The organism is Gordonia aichiensis (assembly GCF_039946255.1).
In the GTDB taxonomy this organism is placed as follows: Bacteria; Actinomycetota; Actinomycetes; order Mycobacteriales; family Mycobacteriaceae; genus Gordonia; species Gordonia aichiensis_A.
Genome location: NZ_JBCDWL010000003.1, coordinates 268618 through 280823, shown reverse-complemented (window position 1 = coordinate 280823; position 12206 = coordinate 268618). Strand labels below are relative to the sequence as shown.

At 67.6% G+C, this 12206-nt stretch carries 14 protein-coding genes; 7 read left to right on the top strand and 7 right to left on the bottom strand.

Annotated elements, in window-relative coordinates:
• The first annotated feature begins 303 nt into the window (after positions 1-303).
• Complete coding sequence (locus AAFO60_RS06170) at positions 304-1065, top strand: hypothetical protein (protein WP_347955290.1); 762 nt, start codon at positions 304-306, stop codon at positions 1063-1065.
• 100 nt (positions 1066-1165) lie between these two features.
• Here AAFO60_RS06170 and AAFO60_RS06165 read toward each other — a convergent pair whose 3' ends face one another.
• Entirely contained in the window at positions 1166-1558 is a 393-nt protein-coding gene (locus tag AAFO60_RS06165; protein WP_347955289.1) for a DoxX family protein, read from the bottom strand.
• A 147-nt stretch (positions 1559-1705) separates the two neighbouring features.
• Here AAFO60_RS06165 and AAFO60_RS06160 point away from each other — a divergent pair, with 147 nt between their 5' ends.
• Positions 1706-2128 carry a hypothetical protein gene (locus AAFO60_RS06160; protein ID WP_347955288.1) on the top strand — a complete coding sequence of 141 codons (423 nt, stop codon included), beginning with the start codon at positions 1706-1708 and terminating at the stop codon, positions 2126-2128.
• Positions 2129-2273: 145 nt separating this feature from the next.
• Here the strand turns inward: AAFO60_RS06160 and AAFO60_RS06155 are convergent, their stop codons facing one another.
• Together AAFO60_RS06155 and AAFO60_RS06150 are read right to left on the bottom strand one after the other, a co-directional pair.
• Complete coding sequence (locus AAFO60_RS06155; RefSeq protein WP_347955287.1) at positions 2274-2540, bottom strand: hypothetical protein; 267 nt, start codon at positions 2538-2540, stop codon at positions 2274-2276.
• On the bottom strand, positions 2537-3238 hold the full coding sequence (locus AAFO60_RS06150; RefSeq protein WP_347955286.1) for an RNA polymerase sigma factor: 702 nt from the start codon (positions 3236-3238) through the stop codon (positions 2537-2539). Before AAFO60_RS06150 ends, AAFO60_RS06155 begins: the two co-directional genes overlap by 4 nt.
• Before the next feature lie 282 nt (positions 3239-3520).
• Between AAFO60_RS06150 and AAFO60_RS06145 the strand changes: the two genes are divergently transcribed.
• Complete coding sequence (locus AAFO60_RS06145) at positions 3521-4222, top strand: hypothetical protein (protein WP_347955285.1); 702 nt, start codon at positions 3521-3523, stop codon at positions 4220-4222.
• 88 nt (positions 4223-4310) lie between these two features.
• Here the strand turns inward: AAFO60_RS06145 and AAFO60_RS06140 are convergent, their stop codons facing one another.
• Both AAFO60_RS06140 and mftR read right to left on the bottom strand, forming a co-directional pair.
• Positions 4311-5369 carry a ferredoxin--NADP reductase gene (locus AAFO60_RS06140; RefSeq protein ID WP_347955284.1) on the bottom strand — a complete coding sequence of 353 codons (1059 nt, stop codon included), beginning with the start codon at positions 5367-5369 and terminating at the stop codon, positions 4311-4313.
• Between the two features lie 236 nt (positions 5370-5605).
• A complete protein-coding gene (gene mftR, locus AAFO60_RS06135) occupies positions 5606-6214 on the bottom strand; it encodes a mycofactocin system transcriptional regulator (protein ID WP_347955283.1) in 609 nt (202 codons plus the stop codon).
• A gap of 140 nt (positions 6215-6354) precedes the next feature.
• Here mftR and mftA point away from each other — a divergent pair, with 140 nt between their 5' ends.
• The 4 genes from mftA (at position 6355) to mftD (ending at position 9550) form a co-directional block, all read left to right on the top strand.
• Positions 6355-6447, top strand: coding sequence for a mycofactocin precursor MftA (gene mftA, locus AAFO60_RS06130; RefSeq protein WP_101841532.1), 93 nt, complete (start codon positions 6355-6357; stop codon positions 6445-6447).
• Positions 6447-6791 (top strand): mycofactocin biosynthesis chaperone MftB, encoded by a 345-nt coding sequence (gene mftB, locus AAFO60_RS06125; protein ID WP_347955282.1) that lies wholly within the window; start codon positions 6447-6449, stop codon positions 6789-6791. The genes mftA and mftB overlap by 1 nt, the downstream gene beginning before the upstream one ends.
• A complete protein-coding gene (gene mftC, locus AAFO60_RS06120; RefSeq protein WP_347955281.1) occupies positions 6788-8080 on the top strand; it encodes a mycofactocin radical SAM maturase in 1293 nt (430 codons plus the stop codon). The genes mftB and mftC overlap by 4 nt, the downstream gene beginning before the upstream one ends.
• Positions 8081-8332: 252 nt before the next feature.
• A complete protein-coding gene (gene mftD, locus AAFO60_RS06115) occupies positions 8333-9550 on the top strand; it encodes a pre-mycofactocin synthase MftD (protein WP_347955280.1) in 1218 nt (405 codons plus the stop codon).
• Positions 9551-9681: 131 nt separating this feature from the next.
• On the opposite strand, the gene AAFO60_RS06110 is transcribed toward mftD, so the two are convergent.
• A complete protein-coding gene (locus AAFO60_RS06110) occupies positions 9682-10482 on the bottom strand; it encodes a mycofactocin-coupled SDR family oxidoreductase (RefSeq protein ID WP_347955279.1) in 801 nt (266 codons plus the stop codon).
• Positions 10483-11028: 546 nt separating this feature from the next.
• Positions 11029-12144, bottom strand: a complete 1116-nt coding sequence (locus AAFO60_RS06105; RefSeq protein WP_347955278.1) for a CaiB/BaiF CoA transferase family protein — start codon at positions 12142-12144, stop codon at positions 11029-11031.
• Positions 12145-12206 lie beyond the last annotated feature (62 nt).

Below are 12206 nucleotides of genomic sequence, written 5' to 3'. Positions count from 1 at the left end.
CCGGGCGTGCCGGGAGCCGCCCCGGCTCGGGGCGGTGAACGGGCGCCGATGACCGGGATTTTCGGGCTCTCTGTCGTTTGACCAGGTGAAAGCCACATTTTTGGGTCACCGGACCGCGAGAATCCACCGCAAGCCTGGATATTTCGGTCTGTGACGTCAACTTTGCGCCAATAGCACGGATCGGTCGTGAAACGGCTGGATGCAGGCGAACTCGATGGTCAAGATATGGAGTAAGGATCGTCACGGACGTGCATCTGATGTGACGCGACACCCACTGGCATCCCGGATCGAAACGGAGAACCCATGTCCCCTCGTTCACTGCGCACCCGCCTCGTCAGTGTGGCCGCGGCTGCCGCTATCGCCGGCGGCGGTCTCGCTGTCGCGCCGTCTCCCGTCGCAGGTACCGCCGCGGCGGCGGAGTGCAAGGCTTCGTCGACGTACACGGTCAGCGATGCCGTCATTCCGAGCATCAAGTACATCTTCGAGAAGTCGACCGATGCGAAGGTCGCACAGGGTACCGCGGTGAAGTACACGATCGCCGCCAGCACGACGGGTGCGGGGAATCCGTACATTCAGGGCGTCTGGGATACGCCCCCGGCGGCTCTCCGCGACGTCAAGCCCACCGTCAAGGTCAAGTCCTTCACTCTCCTCGGCGGCATCCTCGGCGGCGGCGGCATCTTCGGCAACCTCATCCAGGAGAAGGCGATCGATCCGGTGGGCGTCGTCAAGGACGGTGACAGCTGGAAGATCAGCCATACCGGCTGGGCGATCTTCGCAAGTGAGGCGTACACGGCTGAGTTCACCTATGCGCTCCCGAGTGACGTCGGTGTCGGCAAGCAGCTGACCAGCGGCGGTGCGACCGTGAAGGGTACCCCCGACTGGTCGATCGCCACGCTGAGGATGCCCAACCTGACCGCCTGCACCACCGTCCGCGGCCAGAACGCCGGTGAGTCGATCGGTGGAAGCCTGGACGACAACGGTCTCGGTTCCGCCGAGGGTCAGCTGTCGAGCACCGGCTCGCTGGCCGACATGATCCCGGGCATCGTCGGTGGTCTGATGGGCTGATCTGCAGCCGCTGACCATTTCGGTCCGAACAATCGGGTCCGGTCTGCCACGACAAGTGGCGGACCGGACCCGAGTCGTTTCTCGGGTGGCAGGGCCGTTCTTACCGGCGATCGGTGCCGGCCGGGCGCCGCGCGCCGCGTCGGACGATCAGGGCGAGCGCGATCAACGGCAGCTGCAGCGGCAGTCGAGCCCAGGCCAGGGTCTTCATGGTCGGACTCTTGTCGACCCATTCGCGGATCATGTTGACGTTGGCGGGGAAGACGGCGACGAACAGTGCGGCCGCCAGGCTCGCTGCCAGTCGGCGCGATCGCGGGGCCAGCACCGCGACGCCGAGTCCGATCTCGGCCGCACCCGACGCGTGGGTCCAGGTGCGCGGGCTGCCCGGCAGTTCCTTCGGGACGATCGAGTCGAAGGGTTTCGGCGCCACGAAGTGCAGCAGACCCGGCACCAGCAGGATCGACGACAGGATTCTGGCCAGGCGATCATTCGTCATGCGGACGAGCCTAGCGTCCTGCTGTGGCGTCACCGCTTCGTCACCGCTCGGACCTGCGCGAACTCTCTAAAATAAATGTAAGTTGATTTTAAGCGGCGGCGAAGCCTATTCTAAAAACAGCACCGTAGTTTTTAGAAAGGGTCAGACATGTCCACCAGCACACAGCCCGCAGCCGGCGTCGACCGTCGCACCGACCGTGGCTACCAGGCGTTCTTCATCCTCCGCACCGTCTTCACCGTGGCGCCGATCCTGTTCGGCCTCGACAAGTTCTTCAACGTGCTGACCGACTGGCCGCACTACCTGGCACCGTGGATCGACCGGATCCTGCCGGGCAGCGCGCAGACCGGGATGTACATCATCGGCGTCATCGAGATCGTCGCCGGCCTACTGGTCGCGGTGGCCCCGCGGATCGGCGCATGGGTGGTCGCGCTCTGGCTGCTCGGGATCATCGTCGACCTGGTGAGCCTCGGCGAGTACTACGACGTCGCACTTCGCGACTTCGGTCTCCTCGTCGCCGCGTCCGCACTCGGCCTGCTGGCCCTCAAGTACACCGGTCCGCTGAAGCGCTGACGCGCAGCGGATCACGCAGGCCCGGCGCGCACGCGCCGTCCCGGGGAGGGAGTCAGGGCTCCGGCATCGTCAACGATGCCGGAGCCCTTTCGTCATCTCGGCGGCTGGATCTCGTGCGATGGATCTCGTGCGATCTCGGCGACCGCTACGTCAGGAGGCGCTCCAGCGCGGACGCGTCGACGCCGCGTTCGAGCGCCACCAGCTCCAGCAGCGACTGCACGTCCTCCAGACACGCGGGGCAGGCGCGCAGATGGGTCCGCATGGCCGGATCCGGCGCCTGACCCCGGGTGATCAATGCTTCGACGCAGGTGTCGGTCCGATCGAAGCACTCGTCGCACGACATCCAGGGGTCGCTGTCGAGGAGCAGTCGCTCGACGGCCTCCGCGGAGACCGGTCGGTACTCGTTCATCATGCTCGTCTCCCTACGGGGGTGGAATCGGTGAGGTAGCCGGCGGCTCGCAGATGCCGTCGCAACCGCGAGCGGGCGTCGTGCAGGGTCTTGTACAACGCATTGCGGGTGGTGCCCATCCGCTCCGAGAGGACGTCGATCGGCACCTCGTCGATCAGCAGCGCGATCGCCACGGTCCGCTGGTGGCGGGTCAGCTCGGAGTCCATGGCGCGTCGTACCGCGCGCGACAGATCGGAGGCCTCGGCCAGCTGTGTCGGCGAGGGCTCGGTGGACGAGGGCTCCGCGGCGGCCGCCAGATCCAGATCGTGGCGTCGCCACAGGGATCGCCGCACCTCGGTCGCCATCTGCAGGATGGCGAACTTGTACGCCCAGGTGGTGAACCGGCTGCGGCCCTCGAAGGTCGGCAGTTTCCGCAGGACCGACAGGGTGGCTTCGGTGGCGGCCTGCTGAACCAGATCGTCGAGGAAGACGCCCTGCAGGTTGGCGCCGGCCTCGGGCATCCGGCCGATCTGGTGGCGGGCGGCCTTCACCATCAGCACATGCAGGTCGGCGACGGCCTCGTCGAACTCCGGGCCCACCGAACTCAGTCGGCGGACCCACTCCCGATCGGTGTGCGCGGAGCCGGTCGCACGCGGTGCGGAGTCGGCACGTCGGGAGCCGCCCGCAACGGCGCACGGACCGTCCTGCTCAGTCGTCGTCATGGTGTGATCATCCCGCTTCGCTGGTCCGCACACCGCGGATCGGCGGGGTGCGCGTGCTGCGGCCACCCGCCGACGTGGACGGGCGCGCCGGCGCAGAACATGATTCGCCTCATGCCTGTTAGTGCATCGGCGGGCCGAGGATCTTACCGAGATCGTCGAATGTCGCCCGCAGGGTAAGAATCCGCAGATGCGGCGTCACTAACTCATCAGTGACCCACCCGCCGAACCGCGGCAGGTGCCGGGAGGTCCCCGGAAGGTCCGTCGAGTGAAGGAACTCCGATCATGACTACGTCAATCAAGCCGCGGCGTCGCCGCGCCTCGGTGGTCGCGGCGATCGCCGCCGCCTCGATCACGATGGGCTCGCTCGTCGCCTGCAGCGACAACGGGGCAGACGCCCACCCCGCGGCCGAACACGCGGTGTCGGCGTCGTCGGTCGCGTTGACGGCCAGTGCCGCGGACCTGTACAGCGCCATGCAGACCCTGTGGCTGCAGCACATGGAGTGGACGTACTCGGCGATCGACGCCTTCGCCACCGGCGCCCCGAACTTCGACGCGACCGCCGCCCGGCTGATCCAGAACCAGGTCGACATCGGCAACGCGATCAAGCCGTACTACGGCGACGAGGCGGGCGCCGCGCTGACCGACCTGCTGAAGGTCCACATCACCGATGTCGTCGACGTGCTGAAGGCGGCGAAGGCCGACGACAAGCCCGCGCTCGACAAGGCGATGGCGGCCACGTATCAGAACGCCGACGACATCGCCGACTTCCTCGCCAAGGCCAACAGCAACTGGTCGCAGGACGACCTGCGGAAGATGATGAAGGGACACATCGACCAGACGGCCACGTACGCCACCGCCGCACTCCAGGGCCGGTACGCCGACTTCATCGCCGGCTACGACGTCGCGGAGAAGCACATGGTCGAGATGTCCGATCAGCTCAGCGCCGGAATCGTGAAGGCCTTCCCGGACAAGTTCAAGAACTGACCGCGGGTCCGCACCTCACGACGGCGTCGGCCCCGTCCTGCCGGAAGCAGGGCGGGGCCGATGCCGTTTCGCGCTCGTGGTCGAGCGGTCAGAACTCGATCTTGAGCTTGTCTGCGGTGGGTCGCGCCTGGCAGCCGAGGATGTAGCCGTCGGCGATGTCGTCGGGGTCCAGGGCCCCGGTGACCTCCATGTCGACCGAACCCTCGACGAGGGTGCAGGCGCACGAGCCGCACTCGCCCTCCTTGCACGAGTACGGCGCGTCCAGGCCGGCGCTGAGCATCACGTCCACCAGCGTGCGCGAGCGGGGCCACGACAGGGTGTGCGTCTCACCGTCGAGCTCCACCTCGACCTCGGCCGCGGCCGCGGCCTCCTCGGCCGAGACCTCGCCGAGCTCGACGTCTTCGAACGGATCGCCGGAGAGCGAGTTGTAGATCTCCACGTGCACGTTCTTGCTGTCGAACCGCGCCTTCGTCAGGCCGCTGTGCGCGGCCTCCATGAACGGGCCCGGGCCGCACATGTAGGCGCTGTGGGTGGCGGCCATCGGAGCGAACAGGGTGGCGAGCGTGCGATCGCTCGGCAGGCCCTGCACCGATTCGAGCCAGTGCAGCACCGTCAGTCGCGCCGGGTACTTGGCCTGCAGGTCGCGCAGTTCCTCGGCGAAGATCACGTCGTGCTCGCCGCGATTGGCGTAGAAGAAGGTGATCTTGCCGGTGCCGGTCAGCAGGGCGTGCTTCAGGATCGACATCACCGGGGTCACGCCCGAGCCTGCCGCGATCAGCAGCAGCGGAACGTGGAAGTTGTCCGGGGTGAACACGCCCGACGGCGGCAGGGCCTCGATCTGGGTGCCGGCCGCGAGGTTGTCGCAGATCCAGTTCGATCCGTAGCCCTCGGAGGTGCGCTTGACGGTCACCTTCGGCAGCTTGTCGTGCCCGGGCGCCGACGACAGCGAGTAGCAGCGGGCCACCGAGCCGGTCAGGTCGGACGGGATGCGCAGGGTCAGGAACTGTCCCGGCTGGTAGTCGGCGAACTTGTCCGAATGCACCTCGGGAAGGTCGAAGACGATGCTGCGCGCGTCAGCTGTCTCATCGATCACCTCAGAGACGGTGAGGATGGCGCTCCGGGTGCTGTGCGGGGTCAGTGCGGTCATCGGCGGACTCTCTGTGCATGAGGTCGTGGCGTGCACGCCGCGACCAAAATAGAACGTGTTCTATAAAAGAATATCAGCGTTGGCGAGTGTGCCACACGGACTGTCCCGGACAGCGGGAGCGGCCCGCCCGGGCCTCGTCGCCGTCGTGCTCCGCCGTCATGCTCCGCCGGTGTGACCGCCGCCGGTGAACGTTGGCTGCATGGACCACCCGTGAGGGCCTCGATGCAGCCAACGTTTCACGCCGTCAACGACGACACCCCGTTGATCAGGATGTCACCGCCGGCGTGCAGCAGTTCGGTCAGGTCGGCGTCGGCGTCCAGCAGCCACTGGTCGTACGCGGCCAAGGCGGTGCCGAGCGCCTGCCAGGCGATGGTCTGCGGGATGTGCGAGGCGGCGTCGAGGCCGAGTCGCTCGGCGCAGTGCTCGGCGATGACCGCGCGCCAGTCGGCGTAGACGATCATCGAGTGGGCCTGCAGCGCGGGGACGCCCAGCAACAGCGACATCCGGCGGCGATGCTCGTCGCGCTCGGAGGCGGGCACGGTGTTGAAGGCGATCAGCGCATCGCGCAGCGACACCCCGAGCGGTGCCTCGCTCGGGCTCGAGTGCAGCAGGTTCCGCAGTTCGGCGAGGTGCTCTTCGAACTCGCCCCACGGCAGGGAGTTCTTCGACGGGTAGTACCGGAACAGGGTCCGGCGGGCGATGCCCGCGGCCGCGGCGATGTCGTCGACGCTCGTCTCGTCGAATCCGTTGGCGGTGAACAGGTCGATGGCGACACTGCTCAACCGGCCGCGGGTGGTGGCCGCGGGTCGTCCGCCGAGCACTCCGCTTCGCCTGGATCTGGTCATCGTGTCGCCTTTCGCGGCGGAAAACCGCCGGTCACCATGCTACTGGCATAAATCTTCGCTCAAGTACTAGCGATTATGCACCGAGTGCCATTATGGTGTGAGTCGAACCACATCAGTACTCGTGAAGGAGGATGGTTCATATGGCCGATCAGGCGAATGCGACTCAGCAGGATCTCGTGGCTGAGTCTCTGGTGGAGGAAGTGTCCATCGACGGGATGTGTGGCGTCTACTGATGACGGCTCCATCGACGACCGTTCCCGGCGGCCCCGCGGCCGCCGGGAACGGCACCCCGTTTCAGCTCGACCGCGCCTGGCGGCTCAACCCGAAGGTGGCCCTGCGCCCGGAACCCTTCGGCGCGCTGCTGTACCACTTCGGTACCCGCAAACTCTCGTTCCTCAAGAACCTCGTCGTCGTCGAACTGGTGCAGGCCCTGTCCGAGCACGCGACCGCAGAGGAAGCCATCGTCGCGGCGGGCATCGCCGACGCCGACCGCCCGCTCTACCTTCAGGCCCTCGGTGCGCTGGCTGAATCCGGAATGATCATCCCGACCTCCGCTGACCCAGGAGTGACCCCGTGACCACCGTGGAAACCCGCCCCGGCACCGAGCCGCTGGGCATGCCCTCGCTGACCCCGCCGCTGACCGTGCCCGCCCCGCCCAAGGTCGGGCGCCTGGTGGACCAGTTCGAGAAGGGCCTCGACGCACCGATCTGCCTGACGTGGGAGCTGACCTACGCGTGCAACCTGGCCTGCGTGCACTGCCTGTCGAGTTCGGGCAAGCGCGATCCGCGCGAGCTGTCGACCGACCAGTGCAAGGCGATCATCGACGAACTGCAGCGCATGCAGGTCTTCTACGTCAACATCGGCGGCGGCGAACCGACCGTGCGCCCGGACTTCTGGGAACTCGTCGACTACGCGACCGACCACCAGGTGGGCGTCAAGTTCTCCACCAACGGCCTGCGCATCAACGAGGAGGTCGCGCAGCGGCTGGCGGCGTCCGACTACGTCGACGTGCAGATCTCCCTCGACGGCGCGACCGCGGAGGTCAACGACGCCGTCCGCGGCCCCGGCTCGTTCGACATGGCCGTCCGCGCACTGCAGAACCTGGCCGACGCCGGCTTCAAGGACGCCAAGATCAGCGTCGTGATGACCCGCCACAATGTGGCGCAGCTCGACGAGTTCAAAGCCCTCGCCGACAAGTATCAGGCCACCCTGCGCATCACCCGCCTGCGGCCGTCGGGCCGCGGCGCCGACGTCTGGGACGATCTGCACCCGCTGCCCGAGCAGCAGCGTGAACTGTACGAATGGCTGGTCGAGCACGGCGACCGCGTCCTGACCGGCGACTCGTTCTTCCACCTGTCGGCGTTCAGCACCGGCGGCGGCAGCGGCCTGCCGGGCCTCAACCTGTGCGGTGCCGGGCGCGTGGTGTGCCTGATCGATCCGGTCGGCGACGTCTACGCCTGTCCGTTCGCCATCCACGAGAACTTCCTCGCGGGCAACATCACCACCGACGGCGGCTTCCAGGAGATCTGGCAGCGCAGCGACCTGTTCACCGAACTGCGCGAACCGCAGAGCGCCGGTGCCTGTGCCAGCTGCAACCACTTCGACGCCTGCCGCGGCGGCTGCATGGCCGCCAAGTTCTTCACCGGTCTGCCGCTCGACGGGCCCGACCCCGAATGCGTTCAGGGCTACGGCGAGGAGCTGTTGGCCGGCGAGCGCAGCAAGCCGACCGCCAACAAGGACCACTCCCGCGGCGTCCCGCTCACCCTGATGACCCGTCCGCCCTCACGCGACTGCGACGAGAACCCGCTCGCCGGTTTCGCGCCGACGTCGGCGTCCGGCTGCTCGTCGACCTCGGGCTGCTGCTGAGCGCTCGATGCGCTTGCTCGACTCGGCCGGTTCCCAGGCTTGTCGAGTAGCCCGCGAACGGAGTGAGCGAGCGTATCGAGACGAGCGTTCGGGGGTCTCGATGCGCTTCGTCGCTTCGCTCCTGCGCTTACTCGACCAGCCTATGCAGGCTTGTCGAGTAGCCCGCGAACGAAGTGAGCGAGCGTATCGAGACACCCGGACCGACCCCCACCACGGTCCAGAATCCAGACCACAGAACAAGAAGGTACGAACATGTCCAAGTTCTCCGAACTGATGGAGAAGAATCCGTGGCGGCAGAACCCCTGGTTCGAGACCGTCGGTGAAGCTCAGCGTCGCGCCAAGAAGCGTCTGCCGAAGACGGTGTACTCGTCGCTGATCGCAGGCACCCAGGCCGGGATCACGCTCAACGACAACGTCGAGGCCTACGAGGAACTCGGCTTCGCCCCGCACGTCATCGGCACCACGCCCGAGCGGAACCTGACCACCACGGTGATGGGGCAGGAACTGCCCTTCCCGGTGATGATCAGCCCGACCGGCGTGCAGGCCGTCAACCCCGACGGCGAGGTCGCCGTCGCCCGCGCCGCCGCAGCGCGCGGCACCGCGATGGGACTGTCGAGCTTCGCCTCCAAGCCCGTCGAAGAGGTCACCGCGGTCAACGACAAGATCTTCTTCCAGATCTACTGGCTCGGCAGCAAGGAGGACATCCTGGCCCGCGCGCAGCGCGCCAAGGAGGCCGGCTGCAAGGGCTTGATCGTCACCACCGACTGGGTCTTCAACGTCGGCCGCGACTGGGGCAGCCCCGAGATCCCCGAGCAGGTCGACTTCAATGCGGTCGCGAAGCTGGCGCCGGAGATGATCACCAAGCCGCGGTACGCCATGAGCTGGTTCCGCGACGGGAAGCTGATCATCCCCGACCTGTCGGCACCCAACATCGCGCACAAGGGCGAGCCGGGCCCCACCTTCTTCGACGTCTACGGCCAGTGGATGAACACCCCGCCGCCCACCTGGGAGGACCTGCAGTGGCTGCGTGAGCAGTGGGACGGCGAGTTCATGGTCAAGGGCATCACCCGGATCGACGACGCCAAGCGCGCCGTCGACATCGGCGCCACCGCTATCTCGGTCTCCAATCACGGCGGCAACAACCTCGACGGCACGCCCGCCACCATCCGCGTGCTCGGACCGATCGCCGACGCCGTCGGGAACGATCTCGACGTGCTGCTCGACGGCGGCATCCGACGCGGCAGCGACGTCGTCAAGGCTCTCGCACTGGGTGCCAAGGCCGTCATGATCGGCCGCGCCTACCTGTGGGGTCTGGCCGCCAACGGTCAGACCGGCGTCGAGAACGTCCTCGACCTGATGCGCATGGGCGTCGACTCGGCGCTGATGGGCCTCGGCAAGTCCGACGTCGCCGACCTCTCGCGCGAGGATCTGATCATCCCGGAGGGCTTCGAGCGTAGCTTCGGGGTCTGATCGCACAGATGCGGAAGGGCCGTCACCGATCTCGGTGACGGCCCTTCCGCATTTCCAACGCGTGCGCGATGAAGTCTGGGATGACACGCCCGGGATCCGGGCTTCTACGCGTTGGTACTGCGAGGCTGGGATCAGACCTTCGAATGACCCATGTCGATCTGGAACTCGGCACCGGTCACCGACTTGGCGGTCGACAGGTAGAGGACCGCGTCGGACAGGTCGTCGAGGGAGGCGACGGGGTAGTGCTGCAGCAGCGACGGGAAGTGCATGCCGTACTCCTCGAACGCCTTCATCGCCGCCGAGTCCTCCAGTCCCATCGGGGTGTGAACCGCGTACGGGTGCACGGTGTTGACGCGGATCCGCTTGGGGCCCAACTCTTTCGCTGCGGTCTGCGCGAGACCGCGCAGACCGAACTTCGACGCCGAGTACGACGCCTGGACGGGCATCGCCTTCAGGCCGGCGACGGAGGAGATGATGGTGATGCTGCCGCCGTTGCGGGCTTCGAGCATGGCGGGGATGGCGGCCTTGAGGGTCTTCCAGGTGCCGACCAGGTTGACGTCGACGACGTCGGTGAACTGCTCCTCGGTCAGCTCCCAGGTCAGGCCCCAGGTGAGGATGCCCGCATTGGCGACCACGTGGTCCAGGCGTCCGAACAGCTCGACGCCGTCGGCCACGAGCTGCTGCTGGAAGGCGAGGTCGCGGGTGTCGCCCTGGCGGGCCAGGATCTTGCCGCCCGCCTCTTCGACGAGGCGGACCGTCTCGGCGAGGTCGTCCGGGGTCGACGACGGGTAGGTCATGTGCTCGGCCACCGGTCCGGCGATGTCCATGCCGATGATCGACGCGCCTTCGCGGGCGAAGCGCAGCGCGTGGTTGCGGCCCTGGCCGCGCGCGATGCCGGTGATGTAGACGACCTGACCGTCGAACTGTCCCATGCTGATGCCTCTCGTCTCTGGTGAGAACCCGACTGTAACATGTTCTAGTTTTGGCCGGTTGGTAGCTCGTCCGGCTTGATTCGCGGTGGTCGCGTGGGTGTGTCGAGGTGTGGGGTGCGGGGGTCTCGATGCGTTCCCCCGCTGCGCTCCTCCACTTACTCGACCAGCCTGGGGCGGCTGCGTGGAGCTGGAGGCGGTGTGCGCGTGGTGTGCGTGGAGGTGCGGGGTCTCGATGCGTTCGCCCGCTTCGCTCCTCCACTTACTCGACCGGCCTGGGGCGGCCGCGTGGCGCTGGGGGCGGTGTGCGCGTGGTGCGCGTGGTGTGCGTGGAGGTGCGGGGTCTCGATGCGTTCGCCCGCTTCGCTCCTCCACTTACTCGACCAGCCTGGGGCGGCTGCGTGGAGCTGGAGGCGGTGTGCGCGTGGTGTGCGTGGAGGTGCGGGGGTCTCGATGCGTTCCCCCGCTTCGCTCCTCCACTTACTCGACCAGCCTGGGATGGCCTGGGGGCCTTGATCCGGGGGTCGAGTGAGTGGAGGAGCGGGGCGGTCAGTCCTGCCAGACGGTGGCCGGATCGGTGGCCTCGCGGGCCGGGCCGGTCGGCGTCTGCGTCGCCGAGCGGGCGAAGCGGGGAGCCACCTGTGCCTGCATGACGCCGTCGATCTCGACCAGGGTGCCGCGGGCCGCCAGGTGCGGGTCGGCGGGCGCCTCGGTGAAGTCGAGGATCGGGGAGGTGCAGGCGTCGGTGCCGTCGAAGATCGCCGCCCACTCGTCGCGGGTCTTGGTCGCGAAGGTGTCGACGAAGATCTGCTTCAACTCGCCCCAGCGGGAGAAGTCGTTCTGATGCGGCAGCGACTCCGGATCCAGCCCGAGCCCCTTGATCAGCTCGGCGTAGAACTGCGGCTCGATGGCGCCGACGGCCATCCACTTGCCGTCGGAGGTCTCGTAGACCTCGTAGTACGGTGCGCCGGTGTCGAGGAGGTTGACGCCGCGCCGGTCCTGCCACAGGCCGGTGCCGCGGAAGGCCCACATCATCTGGCCGAGCGCCGAGGCGCCGTCACACATCGCGGCGTCGATCACCTCGCCCTTGCCCGACGAGGCGCGTTCGACGAGCGCGGCGAGCACGCCCATCACCAGGAACATCGAGCCGCCGCCGAAGTCGCCGACGAGGTTGAGCGGCGGGGTCGGCTTCTCGTCGGTGCGACCGATCGCGTGCAGCATGCCGGTCAGCGAGATGTAGTTCATGTCGTGGCCGGCGAGCTCGGCGCGCGGACCGTCCTGACCCCAGCCGGTCATCCGGCCGTAGATCAGCCCCGGATTCACCGCATGCAGGTCGTCGGGCCCGAAGCCGAGCCGCTCCATGACGCCGGGGCGGAAGCCCTCGATGACCACGTCGGCCTTGCCCACGAGGTTCAAGATGGTCTCGCGGTCGGCGGGGTTCTTCAGATTGGCCTCCACCACGCGGCGGCCGCGCAGCAGGGCGTCGGCGTTGCGGTCGGGCGCGGGCAGCTCGCCCGGCCGCTGCACGCGCAGCACGTCGGCTCCGAGATCGGCGAGGAGCATCGCCGCGTGCGGGCCGGGGCCGATGCCCGCGAACTCGATGACGCGGATGTCGGACAGGGGGCCGGAACGACCGGACGGACGGCGGTCGGCGGGGGAGGTCATGGCGAAAACTCCGATCTTCCAGATCTCATTCAGTTACGCGGCGTGGCCTGAGCCACTGTCGC